The organism is Streptomyces sp. NPDC052910, assembly GCF_055585605.1.
The window spans coordinates 118475-133168 of sequence record NZ_JBVJJR010000002.1 but is presented as its reverse complement, the minus strand read 5'-3'; the positions used below and the strand labels follow the sequence as shown (position 1 = coordinate 133168).

Sequence of the window (14694 nt, the reverse complement as noted above, 5' to 3'; positions counted from 1 at the left end):
CTCGACCACCACGTTGTCCGCCTTCCGTTTTTCCGTCCCCCAAGGTCCCCCCGGGCTGCTTCCCCGGCACCTCGGCAGGCACACCGTACCGGTGCCGTGACAACCGTAGTTGTCGGGAGGGTGGGGGAACACCTAGGGTGGGCGCCATGCCCGGCACCCATTTCTCCCCGCGCCTCGCCGAGGGCGAGATCTCCGCGATGGTGGAGGGAGCGCTCGCCGGCCTGGCCCACCGCCTGGCCCACCGGTCGTTCCGCCTGCTGCCCGCCGCCGGCGGGCCCGCGGACCCGGACGGTGCCCGGGCGGAGGCCCTGGCCTACCTCCACATGCTGATCCACATGCAACGGGCGGTGCAGCGCCTCACGGACGCCGCGGCCGAGGAGGCCGCGCGGACCGGGGCCGGCTACCCCCAGATCGGGCGGGCCTGCGAGATGAGCCGCCAGGGGGCCCGCAACCGCTGGCCCGGCATCGTGCACGGCACCACCCACCATCCCCCGAAGCACACCGAGCGGAGCCGATGATGATGGCCGCCCCCGCGCGCCCCTACGACGTCCTTCTGGTAGAGGACGATCCGGCGGACGCGATGCTCATCAAGGAGGCGCTCCTGGAACACGGAGCCGCCCGCAATCTCACCCAGGTCCAGGACGGCATCGCCGCGCTGGACCACCTGCGCGACCCCGCCCTGCCACGGCCGGACCTGATCGTGCTGGACCTCAACATGCCGCGGATGAACGGGCGGGAGCTGTTGGCGGTCCTCAAGGGGGACGACGAGCTGCGCACCATCCCGGTCGTCGTGCTGACCACGTCCGCCGCCCCGGACGACGTGACCGACGCCTACCGGCGGTACGCGAACGCGTATGTCACGAAGCCCGTCAACCTCGACGACTTCACCCGCGCCGTGCGCAGCATCGACGCCTTCTACCTGGACACGGCCACCAAACTGCCGCGGGGGTAGGCGAGTCCGGGCGGTGGCACCCTCCGGGCTTCCGGAGCGGTTGCCACCGCTCCGTCGTTTCCGGGGCCGGGCGGGGCCGTGAGGCGGTTCACACGGCGTGGGACGCCGGCCGGACCGTCCGCGCGAATCCCGCACAAATATCGTTTTTTCCAGGAACCGCGGCGGTGCCCACGTCATCTCTACAGAGTGGCGGGGGGGTTGTTCGACTTGCTTGGCTTTCTCGGACCGGCAGCGGAGCCGGGCCCGCCGCGGACTCGCTGTCTTTGGAGGTTTTCACGTGCACGTCGGGAAGGGCCGTCGCCCCGTCCTGCTGATATCCGCCCTCATGGGGTCGCTGGTGCTGTCCGCCTGTTCCGGGGGGTCCGACGGGGGGTCCTCGGACGACGCGGGCCCCGCGGCCAAGGTGACCGTGAGCCCGGCGGCCGGCACCAAGGAGGTCAAGCTCGGCTCGCCGATCTCGGTCAAGGCCGACGGCGGCAAGCTGACCTCGGTGGAGGTGAAGGACGACAAGGGGGAGAAGGTCGACGGGAAACTGTCCGGTGACGGTGTCACCTGGCAGTCGGCCGGCAAGGTCAAGCCGAAGACCACCTACACGGTGCAGACCGCGGCCGAGTCGGCCAAGGGCCGGAAGTCCACCGCGACCGCGACCTTCAGCACCCAGCAGGCGCCGAAGGTCAACAAGCTGACGAACACGCCGCAGAACGGGCAGACCGTCGGCACGGGCATGCCCGTCTCGATCCTCTTCGACCACAAGGTGGACAAGGACAAGCGGGCCGAGATAGAGAAGAACTTCAAGGTCACGTCCACCCCGCAGGTGGAGGGCGCCTGGGGCTGGGTGACCGACTACTCCGGCCAGGACCGGCTGGACTGGCGGCCCAAGACGTACTGGCCCAGCGGCACCAAGGTCTCGGTCAAGGGCTCGCTCGCCGGTGTGGACAGCGGCGAGGGCGGCTGGTTCGCCCGGGACTACGAGTACGGGTTCACCATAGGGGCCGACCACAAGGCCGTCATCGACGTCCCCGGTCACACGCTGACCATGTACGAGAACGGCAAGCCGGTCGGCAGCGTCAAGGGTTCCGCCGGCTCCCCGGAGGCGCCGACCCGTGGCGGCATCCACACCGTCCGCAGCAAGAACGCGGACGAGACCATGGACTCGTCCACCATCGGCTACGGCAACCAGTGGATGCTGGACGCCAAGTGGGTCACCCACATGACCGCCTCCGGCACCTTCCTGCACTCCGCGCCCTGGAACAACCAGATCGGCGTGGTCAACAACAGCCACGGCTGCTTCGGCATGACCACCGAGGACGCCAAGCGGGTCTACGACTTCCTGCCCATCGGCTCCACCGTGGAGGTCAAGGGCACCTCCAGCACCGTCAAGACCGACGTCGGCAACGGCCTCGAGGTCTGGCAGGAGAGCTGGGAGCAGTGGCAGAAGCGCAGCGCGCTGAAGAACTGACGCGGCGACGCGAGCGGATACGCGCCTGACGGGGCGGCCGGGAGGGACACCTCCGGGCCGCCCCGTCGGGCGTCCGGGCGCCGGCGCGGGCGGCCGGTGGTGCCGGCCCGTCCCCTCACGGGACTTGCCCGAGGACCCCGCCGTCCCGCAGGGCCCGGACGGCGCGGGGGGACAGCGGACGGAGCGCCTCGCGCAAGGTGTAGCCGTCGCGGTAGCGGTCGATGGCGTCGGCGACCCGCAGGGAGACGTAGGAACAGGCGCCGGTGCGCAGGTTGACGGCCAGCGCCCGGTCGGCGCGGGCGCTCCGCCGGCCGACGACGACGTCCGGGTCGAGGCCGCGTACGGAGTCCGGGTGCGGCCCCGGGGGCGGCAGATAGGCGCCCGCGACCCGGCCGGGCGCGAGCCGGCCGGCCCGCGCCAGCGGGCGGCCGAGCGCCGCGGCGAGGGCGGCCAGTCGCTCGGGGGACGGGGGCGCCGGGGCGAGCACGGGCCGCCGCAGGGCCAGTTCGGGGCCCGCGTCCGCGAGCGTCACCGGGCGGGAGGCCCAGGACGGGTCGGTCCAGCCGGCCGGCCAGTCGAAGCGGCGGAGCCCGATCACCCGGTCCACCACGTCCTCCAGCCTGACGAGTGCTTCCTCGGCCGCCTCGGGCGGGATCCCGGGCGCCCCCAGCCAGAGTTCGGCGACGACGGTGGTGCCCCGGTCGCGTGCCGCGCCGACGGCGGAGGCGAGCCGGTCCCAGGACAGCTCCGTGCCGCCCCGGCCCACCGCCCGGTCGGCGGCGCCGCAGACGCCGAGGACGGCGAGCCGGGGGTGCCGGCCGGGGTGATCGGGGTGGCTGGGGCGATCGGGGCGGCCGGCCCGCGGTGGGCCCGCGCCGGCCGGGCCGGGCGCGGCCGGCGGCTCCGGCTCGCCGTCGTATGCCGGCACCACGCCGCCCACCAGCTCCCGCAGCCCCACCCGGCCCGCCCAGGGGCCGGCCGGGACCGGGTCGGCCGGGCGCTCTCGCCAGCGCAGGCCGTCGTCCGGGGCCGGACCGAACGGGTCCGCGAGCTCCCACGCCATCCCCCGGGGCGCGGGGACCAGACCGACGCCGGCGAACGGCGGCAGGTGGCCCAGCGCCGGGCCGCGGTCGGTCGCCCAACGGCCCGTCAGTTCGAGGCGCCGTACCCGGGGGCGCAGGGCGCGGGCGAGCGCCACGGCCGCCGGCACCTGCTGCTCCCGCTCGACGACCAGCCGCACGGCCGCCCCTCGCGGCACGTCCGCGCAGGCCCCCGCCAGGGCTCCGTCGTACGGCGCCGGAGCCGCGGCGGCGCGCAGGACGTCGGTGGCGGACTCCAGGCTCCCGTCGGCCGGTTCGAGGTCGTCCAGGCGCAGCCGTACGCCGTGCCCCGGCTCGTGGAGCGCGCCCAGCACCGCGCCCAGCCCGCGCAGCCGGTGCAGCCTGGGCCGGGACGCGTCGCCCAGGGCCCGGGTGCCGGCCGTCGCCATGAGCCGGTCGCCGGGGGAGCGCGACCGGGTGCGCAACGCACCGCGCGTGGCCTGGCGGACCAGCTCCGCGACGAAACGTCGGCCGACGTCGACGACCGTGGCGTCGTCGGGTACGGCGGCGAGCCGCAGGGTGGGGTCGGCGCCGGGCGGGACGATGATGATCATGCTGCTCCCGCCGTCGGGCGTCCGCCACCGCTGCCTCGTCGGGTCTTGTCGTCGTACGCGTGGCGCACCGCCATGACCGCCCCCGTGATCCCCCGCGTCGCGTGTCCGCTCCCCGGGCCGACGGCAGCGGGCGGCGGGCCGCCGCGTGCCGTGAACTCTCGTGCCCGAGAACTGAATTGACGCGACTTACACCAGACACCTCCACCATATCAGTGTGAAGTGGGACCTGTCCGGTCTTCGTCGCGACGGCCTGCGTCCCGGCCCTCCAAGGGTGCTCCCCCGGGAACGCGAAAAGTAGGCCCGAAGAGCCGGTAGCCCGGATTCCGGTGCTGCTACTGTCCCCAGCGTTGATCATGGACACCACCAAGGGGGAACCCACCATGCGTCGTCGCGCCGCCCTCATCACGGCAGCCTGCGTAGCCGCCGGCACCACGCTGCTCGCCACTCCCGCCCACGCCTCCGGGAGCGACCGCGTCAAGTGCACCAGCATGAGCAACGGTCAGCTCTGCATCTCGCTGAACACCAGCCCCTCCCGGATCGAGATCATCTACACCAAGAAGGCCGGTTCCACCATCAAGGCCCACCTCGGCTTCCGCTCCAACGGCACCGAGTGGGGCGAGCTGAAGACCATCAGCAAGGGCGAGCGCGCCAACAGCACCTGGAACATGAGCTACCCCTGCGACCGCAGCTACGTCGGCCTGATCAAGGTCGACGGCCAGGGCACCTTCGAGACCCCGTCGGCCACGTGCTGACGATGGTCGCCTGAGGGGCGCGTGGGACGGCCGGCGACGGCCCGGCCCACGCGCCTTCGCGTATACGCGGCGTCGTGCCGGCGAGGTGCCGCCCCTCCGCTGCTCCGCTGGTCCGTCGCTCCGCACAGAGCGCGGCGAGGCGCGGCAGCCGGCGCGCCGTCTCGCGGTCGTCGCCGAAGTCCCAAGCGGAGCCCGGCTCCGGGCGCCGGACGGGCTCCGAGTGCCGGACGGCATGGGGGCGAGCATGCCACCGGGCACTGACATCGCACCGGTGCCGGGCCTTCCGGGCACGGGAGCGGCATCCCGGCGCCGCCGGCAGTGTGCGACGCCGCCGCCGGGGGCGCACCGGCGCTTCCCCCCCCGGCCGCCGGAGTCCCCGTCGCCCTCCTCACGTCACTCGGCCGTCGCGCCGGAAGCGGCGGCGCCTCCGCCCCCCACCCCCGTACCCGCCGGAACGTCCGCGGTCCGAGCGGCGCCGTCGCCGTGGGGGAGGAGCGCCGGTGTCACCAGCAGGACCAGACCGGCCGCCGTGTTGGCGGCGCGGGGGCCGGCAAGGCCGGCCAACAGGCCCCAGAGCGCGGTCACGGCCGCGGTGCCGGCCTTCGCGGTGACCGACCAGGACTCAGTCGCCCAGCGGCAGCAGGTACTCGACGGCCCGCCGGTCCGTCGGGGTGAAGCCGACGGCGGTCAGGGCCGCGCCGAGGGTGTCGTCGTCGGGTGCCGCGTACGCCTCGGCCGCGCGGACGGAGGGGTGGGCCTCGCGCACCCGGCGTACGACGGCCGAGACCAGGGCCGTCAGCTCGTCGGCGGTGTGCTCTTCCTCCCGGTCGTGGACGAGGACGGCGGTGTCGTCCTCGAGCTCGACGTCGAACACCGCGTCCTCCAGGCCGAGCCGGAGGACCGCGCCCTCGCCCGCCGGCCGCTCCTCCACCGGACCGGCTCCGGTGTCCGCGGCGCGGGCGGCGGAGAGGTCCAGGTGCCACCAGCGGTAGACGTCGCCGTCCTCGGCGGCACCGAGCTCCGCCGGGACGGACGGCGGCATCTCGTCGGACTCGGCCACCCACCGAAGAGTGGTGCCGCCCGCCGCGCGGGCCAGGCCGGCCGCCTCGCGCAGCATGGGGACGAGCGCCTCGAAGGCACCCTCGGGCACGGCGGCGAAGCGGAGGGCCGGGTCGTCGGCCCCCAGGTCGAGCACGACGACGGAACCGATGACCGCGCCGTCCTCGCGGGCCAGGACGACCGCGGTGGTGCGCTCGTCCTCCCAGTGACCACTGTCGTCGGTACGGTCGCGACAAACCTCAAGAGAAACAGACATACCCTGATCATCTCCTATTTCGCGTACCGGCGCCGAAGCGGCGGCCCGCGCCCGGTTCCCGGCCACCCGTTACGATCACGGTCTTCGTCGGCACGGGGGCAGGGGGACAGGCCATGGACGGCACGTACCGCATCCGCAACGTCCACAGCGGGCTGTTGCTGCGCGTGGCCGGAGGCAGGACGGGCGGCGGGGCCCCCGTGCTGCAGGGGGCGGGCGACGGCACGCCCGCCGAGCTCTGGCGGGTGTCGCCGGTGCACGAGGGCGGCGGCCTGCACCATGTGGTGAACGCCGGCAGCGGCAAACGGCTGGACGTGGCCAACGCGTCGGTCGAGAACGGTGCCGGCGTCCAGCAGTGGAAGGCCAACGGCTACGGTGCCCAGGAGTGGCTGATCGAGGAGCTGGTCGAGGAACCGGGCACGGTCGTCCTCGTCGCCCATGTCAGCGGCCTTCTGCTGGAGGTCGCCGACGCGTCCGTCCTCGAAGGGGCGCGCGTCCGGCAGTGGGAGGACCGCGACAGCCCCGCCCAGTGGTGGCGCCTGGAGCCCGCCGGCTGAGATCCGGGCCGGGGCGTGGCGCCCCGGCCGGCGGGCGGGGCGCCCTCCCTCATTCCTCGGGCTCGGCCGCCACGATGTCCAGCAGCCCGGGGAACCTCCGTTCGATGTCGTCCCGGCGCAGTCGGGCCATCCTGCTGTTGCCCCGGTTCACCTGCCATACCAGGCCCGCCTCGCGCAGCGCGCGGAAGTGGTGGGTGACGGTCGCCTTGGAGACCGGCAGCGCGAACGAACTGCAGGTCCGCGCCGTCCCCTCGGGCGCGCGCGCCAGCTCGCGCACCACCCGGCGGCGCAACGGGTCGGCCAGCGCGGCGAGCACCGCACCGAGCTCGATCTCCTCGACGGACGGGTGACCTTCGTCGTCGGGCACCGTGCGTCTCCTTCCTGGTCGGGGCGGATAGGTATGGCTTGCATCGTACCCAAGGGGTTGGCTAGCGTGGTGCAGGTACGAGATTCGTCGTACCTTCCGTCGTGTCACCCGAGGAGAGAAACCCGTGACCCAGCCGTTCGCCCTCGTCGGTCTCGCCCGCCCCAAGCCCGAACGAGCCGCCGAGCTCAAGGAGTTGCTGCTGTCCTTCGTCGCCCCCGCCCGGCGGGAGCCGGGGTGCCTGGAGTACCACTTCCACGAGGACCGCGACGAGCCGGGCGTCTTCGTCTTCTACGAGGCGTGGCGCTCCCGGGCCGACCTCGACGCGCACCTGGCCCTGCCGCACATACGGGACTTCCAGGAGCGGCGCATGGAGTACCTGGAATCCGACCTGGAGGTCCGCTTCCTCGCCATGCACAGCCCCTACCGGCCCGACGGCGCCGTCTGACCGCTTCCGTCCGTACGGCCGGACAGTCGGAGACCGTCGCCCCCTTTGTCCCGCATGCCGCGCCTGATGCCGTAACCGACAAGGTGAGTGCAATAGTTGCATGGCTCCGCATGCGCACGACCTTGAAATGAACGGCAGTTGAGGCGTCGGGTGGTCATGTTCATGGTAGACAGCGATGCCGGGGCGACCCTATATTGATCAGCGCCGCCACGAGACCTCGAGCCAACGGGACGTGCCGGTGATTTCACGAGTCGGGGGATGTGTCGTGTCGTGCGTACGCCGTGCCGGCGTCGCGTTTTTTCCTCCGGCTGTCGCGCCCCTGGGTTTCCGACCCATGTCAATGCACGCAAGGGTATTTCATGTTCAAGATCGCTTCTCGTGTCGCCGCCGTTTCCGCCGCGACCGTCGTGCTCGGCCTGATCCCGCTCGCCGGCACCTCCTACGCCGCGGGCTGCTACGGGACCGCCTGTGACAACAAGGGCCCGAAGAGCACCGACTGCGAGGACGGCGCCGTCGGTCACGGCACCGTGAACAACAACGGCCGTGTGGCCGAACTGCGTTGGTCCGACAAGTGTCGCGCCGCCTGGGTCCGGACGACGCAGAAGGCCACCCCGTCCTACTACGACTCCTACGCCACGATCGAGAAGTACGACACGCACGGCAAGCTGGTCCGCTCGCTCAGCGTCGACACCCCGGGCAAGTACGGCGAGTCGGACTGGTCGAACATGCTCGGCGGCAACGACTACTCCTACCGTGCCTGCGTCGGTTTCAAAAAGGACAGCGGCGCCCCTTACGGCGTGCAGTGCACCAACAAGTGGGGATAATGCGCCTGATTGCCGCTCTGAACGGCGGTTGACATCGGGCGGATGGAGAGCGGCCGCGTGGCGTATGGTCGCGGCCGGCCGTTCTCCATTCCCTTGTGAAAAACCCGGCGAAAGAGGTTCGCCGGGCTGTTCGCCGTGCCCTGCTCCGGCGGTCGAATTCCCCCTTGCGCAAGGGCTTTATGCCGGTCTTAGATGAGCGCGATCATTCGGTGGACGCGGCTTCGCGGCCCGTCCGCCGCCGCACCGACGCCAGGGGGAGGCGCGGATACGGTGCATCGCGCATCATTACTCCCTTCCGTCGCGTGTCACCTGCGAAGAAAGACGGAAGAGTTGAGATCCTTCAGACCGGCTCGGGCCGGGATCGCGGGGCTTGCGGCCGCCGCGGTCCTCGCCGGGCTGATACAGAGCAGTGCGGCGCTCGCCGCACCGGACGCCCCGTCGGCCGACGCCAAGCCGACCGGCGCGCCGACGGGTTCGGGGGCGGTCGCCGACCCCGACGAGCACCTCGGGAAGAACTGGCAGACCTCGAAGGACCAGGCCGTCACCGCCGCCGCGGACTCGGCCGGCCTGCGCATCCTCGCCGCCGAGTCGGGCCGGGCCTACGCGTGGCGGACGGCCGCCGTCCTCAACGAGCCGGGTGTACCGGCCGATACGTGGATCGGCAACCAGTGCGTCATGGACGACTCCCATGTCGCCGCCGTGTACGCCCCCCGCGCGTTCACCAACAAGCCCGACCTGATGCAGGGCGGAGCGTTCACGGCGATCGTGAACACCACGACGGGCGCGGTGACGAAGCTGCCGTTCACGGCCACGCTCGCCTACTTCGACCCCACCTGTAACACCACCACCCACACCGCCGCCTTCACCCAGTACCGCGACATGAACGACGCGTCGCGGACGAAGACGCGTGTGATCACCGTGGACACGTCCGGCAAGACGGTCATGAAGACGGGCGAGGTCCGCGGGCAGGTGTCGTCGGCCGCCCCGGTGAAGGACGGCGTCGTCGCCGGCCTCGGCAGCGACCTCGTCCGGATCGACGGCCGGGGGAAGGCGAGCCGGCTCGCCAAGGGCGACAGCATCCCCTTCGACATCCGCCCCCTGGCCGACGGCGGGGTCGGCTTCATGGACCGCAAGGGCACCAAGACCGCGCAGGTGAAGGTGTACGGGGGCCACGGCGCACCGCGCACGGTGGCCACCGGGCCCCTCGGCGACCTCGACCTGGTGCAGGGCGCGCAGGGCCGTGCCTTCCTCACCGGGCGTCCCAAGGACGCGAAGGTGGAGGGGAGCGGGATCACCAGGATCGACGCGCCGGCCGACACCGACGTCTCCTCGCTCGGCCGCCTCGCCGTGGACCCGGTGCTCACCCCGGGCGTCCGCGCCGGACTGACCCGTATCAAGGGCGGCGGGAAGAGCTTCGACAAGGCGGACGAGCCTGAGGCGGGCGTGCGGGCCCGGACCGGCAAGGCTCCCGGGGTGGCGGACGCCGCCACCACGCTGACCGTCACCTCGACCGCCACGCCCACGGGGGACAAGGTCGAGCAGCGGGTGGCGTCGGCGCAGCCGCGGCTCAAGGAGGGCCTGTCGCCCGCGCTGACCGGCGGCACCGAGCCCCGTACGCTGGGCCGGCCGACCGGATCGCTGAAGGCGCCCGTCCCCGCGCCCGTCTCGCACGACCCGACGGACACCGACCGCTGGTGTTCGATCTCCCGCAACGACATGAGCGTCCAGGCGTTGCAGCCGACGCCGAACCAGGTCGAGTGGGCGGCGGACATGGCCGTCCGCGGCGAGCTGCGCGGCAAGTGGATCCGCCAGGGCGGTTACCGTGACCAGGCAGGGCTGGGGACGATCGACCCGCAGGGGCTGTTCCCCCTCCCGTCGCTGAACGGCGGCGGCCGGATCCCGGCCAACGTCCTCCTCGGCATCCTGGCCCAGGAGTCCAACATGTGGCAGGCCGAATCCGGCGCCATCCCCGGTCAGATGGGCAACCCGCTGGCCGCCGTGGACGGTTACTACGGCCACAGCGCCAAGGACACCCTGCTCGGCTACTGGCGCATCAACTGGGACAAGTCCGACTGTGGCTACGGCGTGGGCCAGGTCACGGACGGCATGCGCATGAAGGGGCACGAGAAGACGGACAAGGCCACGGGCCAGAAGACCGAGACGAGTCTCGACCCGAAGCTCCAGAAGATCATCGCGATCGACTACGCGACCAACATCGCCGCCTCGATGAAGATCCTCGCCGACAAGTGGAACGAGGTCCACACCGACGGGCAGAAGATCACCGTCAACAACGACGACCCGTCCCGCGTGGAGAACTGGTTCACCGCCGTCTGGAACTACAACCTCGGCTTCAACCCCAAGTCGGAGGCGGGCAAGAACGGTGGCCGCTGGGGCCTGGGCTGGTACAACAACCCGGCGAACCCCATGTACAAGGAAGGTGCCTGGGACCACCCCTTCATGGACACCTCCCTCAACGCGAAGAACATCGCCGACGCGGCGCACCCGCAGAACTGGCCGTACGAGGAGAAGGTGATGGGCTGGGCCGCCTGGTCCATCGACACCGGCTTCTCCTACGACTCGGACGGGAAGCAGGGCTGGAAGGGCGAGTCCGGCTACGCCACCGCCGGCTTCCAGCCGGCGTGGTGGCTCAGCATCCCGAGCCGTTCCCGCGTCAGCCCCCCGCTGGACACGTTCTGCAACAAGAACAACAACTGCAACCCCGGCAACCCGGTCGACTGCCCGGACGAGGCGTGCTACCGGCAGTTCTGGTGGACCCAGGCGAACGCCACCTGGAAGCCCGACTGCAAGGACTCGTGCGGCAACGAGAAGATCAAGTACGCCACCCTGCGCGACGAGCCCGGCCGCGGGTACCGGCTGAAGAACGGTGACCCGGTGTGCGGCGGAGCCCCGAGCGGCTCCGACGTCGTCGCCTCCATCCCGGCCGGCACGGAGACGTGGTCGGGCTGCGGCAAGGCACAGTCGACGGGCAGCTTCCAGTTCACCTTCCATCCGGACTGGGACAAGCACTACGAGGCCAAGGCCGATCTGCATTCGATCGGCGGAGGCCACGGCGGTCACTTCTGGTACACCCACACCCGTGACGACGACCACCTCGGCGGCGACGGCAACCGGATGACCATCGAGGGCGAGTGGACGGCGGGCAAGACGTACGACATCGCCGCCGTCTACGCGTACGTCCCCGACACCGGGGCCCAGACCGAGCGGGCCACGTACGTCATCAACGGCGCCGTCGGCGGCCCGTACGAGCGGGTAGTGGACCAGAACGCCAACAACGGCAAGTGGGTGCCGCTGGGCGCCTACAAGTTCACCTCCACGCCCAAGGTGAAGCTGACGAACTACGCGAAGGGCGGCAGCGCCGACGAGGACATCGCCTGGAACTCCGTGGCCTTCAAGCCGATCAAGGGCAAGTTCGTCCGCCGCTCCCTGACCGCCGCCGCGGTCTTCGACCCGAACCAGGAGCTCAACTCCAACTGGCCGGTGACCTCGCTCGACACGCCGGTGCGGTCGATGAAGTCGCTGTACGACTGGGGTCTCGGGCTCGCCGAGCGGGGCCCGCTGTGGGACAACAACGGCAACGGGGTCGAGGCCTTCGGACTGACCTACGAGGCGCGGTGCAAGGAAGCGAAGGCCGTGGGCGAGTGCACGGGTCAGAAGACCTATGACGCGGCCGAGCAGTGGGCGAAGGACATCAAGGCGGGCGGCTGGAAGCCGAACGCCGACGGCTCCGTCCCCGCGATGTCGATCCCGGTGTGGATGGCCATGGCGAACCCCCAGCGTCCCGACGCGTCCAAGTCCGCTTCCGAGATGTTCAAGGACCCGAACAGCTACAAGATCAAGTCCGATGTCAGCGTGACCTTCGTGGTCGGCGAGGACGGGAAGATCGTCGACGGCAGCGTGGGGTCGGACTACCGGAACCGCGTCGGCAACGCCCACCTGCCCTACTTCGTCACGAAGATCATGAAGGCGATCGAGGCGGACTACGGCATCCTCGCCCCGGACATCGACTACACCACGCAGGACGCGCTGGAGTACGGCAACGTCCAGACCTCGCACCCCTACGCGGACGGGGACACCCCGGGACAGGCCTACTTCCCGCACTTCCGCGCCGCGCGTCTCGACGACGCCAAGCAGTGCGTGGACTTCCGCGCGGTCGGCGGCGGTGTGCACGGCTACCGCGCGATGATCGGCCACAAGTCGATCAACGACAACGTCAAGAAGTGGGTCGACGAGATCAACGACAACACGGAGACCAACCACGCGGTGCGGCGGTTCGCCGGGGACGTCTACTCGATGTTCTTCAAGAACAGCGGCTCGTGGAACAACAACATGTGGGGCTCCATGATCGGCAACGCACCGCCGATCTGGCAGGACGTCGCGGCCGCCTTCTGCGCGGACGGGTCCGTCAAGCCGACCCACTACCTGAAGAACGACGACGCCAACCCGTCCAACGGCATCGTCTACCAGTCCTACATGCCCGACCTCTACCTGTACGTCGACGACCGCATGACGGACAACCTCGGTCGTCCGTCCAACCAGCGGATCAACATCGGCGACTGGAAGAACTTCTCCAACTTCCCCGCCACCGCACCCAATGGCAACGCCTTCGCCTGGTGCGGTGTGGGGACGCGGGGCAGCGGGGGCAACCCGTGGGGCGTGGACGCTCCGGTCCCGGTCGTCGGTGACGGGCCCGGCAACCGGCCGGACAAGGTGGTCCACTGCGACGAGCCGGAGCAGCAGTTCAAGGTCAACCTCACCCGGTGACCCGGACCGCGGCACGGTGATGTGACATCACACCGAGGGGAGGGAGCCGGACCTCAGGGTCCGGTCTCCCTCCCCTCTTCGCGCGTCATGTGGCGCGTGTCAAGGGAGAATGACCTCATGGGTGTCCTGTACGTGGCCTTCTACGGCGCTTTGCTCTACGTGGTGTTCGCGGCCCTGCTGTGCAAAAAAATCGCGCGCAGGACGACGACGAGGACGGGCTGGTCCATGGCCGTGCTGCTGATCGTCCTTCCCGTCGCCCTGCTGGTCATCGGGGGAGTGATCGACGCGGGACGGGCCGGGACCTGACCGCCGTCGTCGGGCACGGCCCGATGGCCCTGTTCCCGGTGGGGAACAGGGCCATCGATGTGCCGCCGGCGGTCCGGGGTCAGGACGTCGTGGAGCCGAATCCCGCGATCAGTGCCTCCACGGCGAAGGCGAACCGCTCCGCGTCGTCCGTCCCCGCCCCCGTCCGGGCCGCCTCACCGGTCAGCGGATACCGGCCGGGGTCGAGCGCGGCGAGGTCTCCGGCCGAGCCGGGGCCCCCGGCCGAGGCGAGGGCGCACTCGGCGGTGGTGTGGCCGACGACCAGCAGCGTCAGCGAGTTGAGCGCGTGAAGGGCCCGCCCCAGAGAGAAGCCGGCGGAGGTGAGGACGCGGAGTCCGCGTTCCACGGCGTCCAGGGTCGCCGGGGTAACGGCGGGCCGCGCCGCCACGAGCGGCAGGACGCCCGGGTGCCGCAGCAACGTCGTGCGCAGGGCCTCGGCGTACGCCCGCAGCCAGGGCCGCCAGTCGTCGGCGGTGTCCTCGACGGGGGCGGCGCCGGCGAAGACCCGCTCCACCAGGCCGTCCAGGAGCGCGTCCTTGTGGGGTACGTGGTGGTAGAGCGTCATGGCCTCCACGCCGAGCGCCGCGCCCAGCTTGCGCATCGTCAGGGACTTGAGGCCCTCGCGGTCCACCAGCTCCACCGCGGCGTCCAGGATCCGCCCGCGGGTCAGCCCCGCCCGTTCCCCCCGCGCCCTCTTGGCCTCGGCCGGCATGCGCCCTCCCGCTCCCTTGACTTTCTTACATCGTAAGTCCATTCTTGCGGCAACGCGAAACTTACGATGTAAGAAGAAGTCGAGACGGGGAAACCCGGACGTCAGGAGTGGACATGAACACGGCCCCGCGCCCCGGCAAGCGGCTCGTCGCGGACTTCCTCCGGGCGGTCGGCGAGCGCCGACTGGACGACCTGCCCCGGTATCTGGCCCATGACGTCGTGGATCACAACAAGATCATCTTCGGGGAGCCGGACGAGCCGGGTGCGGCCTTCGAGGGAATCCGCAGACAGCTCGCCGCCTTCGGCGAGTTCGCCGTCAGGACGGACGGGCTCGTCGCCGAGGCCGGCACGGTCGTCGCCCGGATCACCGTCAGCGGCCGGCACACCGGCGAGCACCCCCGCATGCCCCGCCCTACCGGCCGGGCCTTCGAGGTGGAGCAGATCTGGGTGTTCACGGTCGCGGACGGCCGGATCACGGAGATCCGCGCCGTCAGCGACCGGCTGGGCATGTTCCTCCAGCTCAACTGGGACTGGCCGGACGCCGGCTGACCCGGC

Annotated in this window: 15 protein-coding genes; 10 read left to right on the top strand and 5 right to left on the bottom strand. The window is 71.3% G+C overall.

Annotation, left to right across the window (positions count from 1 at the left end):
• The first annotated feature begins 146 nt into the window (after positions 1-146).
• The 3 genes from ACZ6X9_RS06385 (at position 147) to ACZ6X9_RS06375 (ending at position 2411) form a co-directional block, all read left to right on the top strand.
• Complete coding sequence (locus ACZ6X9_RS06385) at positions 147-518, top strand: hypothetical protein (protein WP_469776794.1); 372 nt, start codon at positions 147-149, stop codon at positions 516-518.
• The gene (locus ACZ6X9_RS06380) at positions 518-952 is read left to right on the top strand and encodes a response regulator (RefSeq protein ID WP_469777621.1); all 435 of its coding nucleotides are present in this window, start codon (positions 518-520) and stop codon (positions 950-952) included. Before ACZ6X9_RS06385 ends, ACZ6X9_RS06380 begins: the two co-directional genes overlap by 1 nt.
• Before the next feature lie 277 nt (positions 953-1229).
• A complete protein-coding gene (locus ACZ6X9_RS06375; protein ID WP_469776793.1) occupies positions 1230-2411 on the top strand; it encodes a L,D-transpeptidase in 1182 nt (393 codons plus the stop codon).
• Positions 2412-2526: 115 nt separating this feature from the next.
• On the opposite strand, the gene ACZ6X9_RS06370 is transcribed toward ACZ6X9_RS06375, so the two are convergent.
• Positions 2527-4065, bottom strand: a complete 1539-nt coding sequence (locus ACZ6X9_RS06370) for a hypothetical protein (RefSeq protein ID WP_469776792.1) — start codon at positions 4063-4065, stop codon at positions 2527-2529.
• 353 nt (positions 4066-4418) lie between these two features.
• Between ACZ6X9_RS06370 and ACZ6X9_RS06365 the strand changes: the two genes are divergently transcribed.
• Positions 4419-4817 (top strand): hypothetical protein, encoded by a 399-nt coding sequence (locus ACZ6X9_RS06365; protein ID WP_469776791.1) that lies wholly within the window; start codon positions 4419-4421, stop codon positions 4815-4817.
• 393 nt (positions 4818-5210) lie between these two features.
• Here the strand turns inward: ACZ6X9_RS06365 and ACZ6X9_RS06360 are convergent, their stop codons facing one another.
• Both ACZ6X9_RS06360 and ACZ6X9_RS06355 read right to left on the bottom strand, forming a co-directional pair.
• Complete coding sequence (locus ACZ6X9_RS06360; protein ID WP_469776790.1) at positions 5211-5402, bottom strand: hypothetical protein; 192 nt, start codon at positions 5400-5402, stop codon at positions 5211-5213.
• A gap of 37 nt (positions 5403-5439) precedes the next feature.
• On the bottom strand, positions 5440-6132 hold the full coding sequence (locus ACZ6X9_RS06355) for a hypothetical protein (protein WP_469776789.1): 693 nt from the start codon (positions 6130-6132) through the stop codon (positions 5440-5442).
• A 113-nt stretch (positions 6133-6245) separates the two neighbouring features.
• On the opposite strand from ACZ6X9_RS06355, the gene ACZ6X9_RS06350 reads away from it, so the two are divergent.
• Positions 6246-6686, top strand: coding sequence for an RICIN domain-containing protein (locus ACZ6X9_RS06350; protein WP_469776788.1), 441 nt, complete (start codon positions 6246-6248; stop codon positions 6684-6686).
• A gap of 49 nt (positions 6687-6735) precedes the next feature.
• On the opposite strand, the gene ACZ6X9_RS06345 is transcribed toward ACZ6X9_RS06350, so the two are convergent.
• Positions 6736-7053: an ArsR/SmtB family transcription factor gene (locus ACZ6X9_RS06345; RefSeq protein WP_469776787.1), complete on the bottom strand. Its 318-nt coding sequence runs from the start codon at positions 7051-7053 to the stop codon at positions 6736-6738.
• Between the two features lie 124 nt (positions 7054-7177).
• Between ACZ6X9_RS06345 and ACZ6X9_RS06340 the strand changes: the two genes are divergently transcribed.
• From ACZ6X9_RS06340 to ACZ6X9_RS06325, 4 genes are all read left to right on the top strand, one after another.
• Positions 7178-7498 (top strand): putative quinol monooxygenase, encoded by a 321-nt coding sequence (locus tag ACZ6X9_RS06340; RefSeq protein ID WP_469776786.1) that lies wholly within the window; start codon positions 7178-7180, stop codon positions 7496-7498.
• Between the two features lie 359 nt (positions 7499-7857).
• Positions 7858-8322: a DUF2690 domain-containing protein gene (locus ACZ6X9_RS06335; protein WP_469776785.1), complete on the top strand. Its 465-nt coding sequence runs from the start codon at positions 7858-7860 to the stop codon at positions 8320-8322.
• 330 nt (positions 8323-8652) lie between these two features.
• Positions 8653-13104: a hypothetical protein gene (locus ACZ6X9_RS06330; RefSeq protein WP_469776784.1), complete on the top strand. Its 4452-nt coding sequence runs from the start codon at positions 8653-8655 to the stop codon at positions 13102-13104.
• 117 nt (positions 13105-13221) lie between these two features.
• The gene (locus tag ACZ6X9_RS06325) at positions 13222-13410 is read left to right on the top strand and encodes a hypothetical protein (RefSeq protein WP_469776783.1); all 189 of its coding nucleotides are present in this window, start codon (positions 13222-13224) and stop codon (positions 13408-13410) included.
• 79 nt (positions 13411-13489) lie between these two features.
• Here ACZ6X9_RS06325 and ACZ6X9_RS06320 read toward each other — a convergent pair whose 3' ends face one another.
• Positions 13490-14140 carry a TetR/AcrR family transcriptional regulator C-terminal domain-containing protein gene (locus ACZ6X9_RS06320; protein WP_469776782.1) on the bottom strand — a complete coding sequence of 217 codons (651 nt, stop codon included), beginning with the start codon at positions 14138-14140 and terminating at the stop codon, positions 13490-13492.
• 113 nt (positions 14141-14253) lie between these two features.
• Between ACZ6X9_RS06320 and ACZ6X9_RS06315 the strand changes: the two genes are divergently transcribed.
• Positions 14254-14688 carry an ester cyclase gene (locus tag ACZ6X9_RS06315; RefSeq protein WP_469776781.1) on the top strand — a complete coding sequence of 145 codons (435 nt, stop codon included), beginning with the start codon at positions 14254-14256 and terminating at the stop codon, positions 14686-14688.
• Positions 14689-14694: the final 6 nt, after the last annotated feature.

Excerpts from the sequence above, each read along its gene's own strand:
- ACZ6X9_RS06335 (WP_469776785.1), top strand. The coding sequence starts at position 7,858 with ATGTTCAAGATCGCTTCTCGTGTCGCCGCCGTTTCCGCCGCGACCGTC.
- ACZ6X9_RS06320 (WP_469776782.1), bottom strand. The coding sequence starts at position 14,140 with ATGCCGGCCGAGGCCAAGAGGGCGCGGGGGGAACGGGCGGGGCTGACC.
- ACZ6X9_RS06315 (WP_469776781.1), top strand. The coding sequence starts at position 14,254 with ATGAACACGGCCCCGCGCCCCGGCAAGCGGCTCGTCGCGGACTTCCTC.
- ACZ6X9_RS06380 (WP_469777621.1), top strand. The coding sequence starts at position 518 with ATGATGGCCGCCCCCGCGCGCCCCTACGACGTCCTTCTGGTAGAGGAC.
- ACZ6X9_RS06325 (WP_469776783.1), top strand. The coding sequence starts at position 13,222 with ATGGGTGTCCTGTACGTGGCCTTCTACGGCGCTTTGCTCTACGTGGTG.
- ACZ6X9_RS06365 (WP_469776791.1), top strand. The coding sequence starts at position 4,419 with ATGGACACCACCAAGGGGGAACCCACCATGCGTCGTCGCGCCGCCCTC.
- ACZ6X9_RS06350 (WP_469776788.1), top strand. The coding sequence starts at position 6,246 with ATGGACGGCACGTACCGCATCCGCAACGTCCACAGCGGGCTGTTGCTG.
- ACZ6X9_RS06355 (WP_469776789.1), bottom strand. The coding sequence starts at position 6,132 with ATGTCTGTTTCTCTTGAGGTTTGTCGCGACCGTACCGACGACAGTGGT.
- ACZ6X9_RS06385 (WP_469776794.1), top strand. The coding sequence starts at position 147 with ATGCCCGGCACCCATTTCTCCCCGCGCCTCGCCGAGGGCGAGATCTCC.
- ACZ6X9_RS06370 (WP_469776792.1), bottom strand. The coding sequence starts at position 4,065 with ATGATCATCATCGTCCCGCCCGGCGCCGACCCCACCCTGCGGCTCGCC.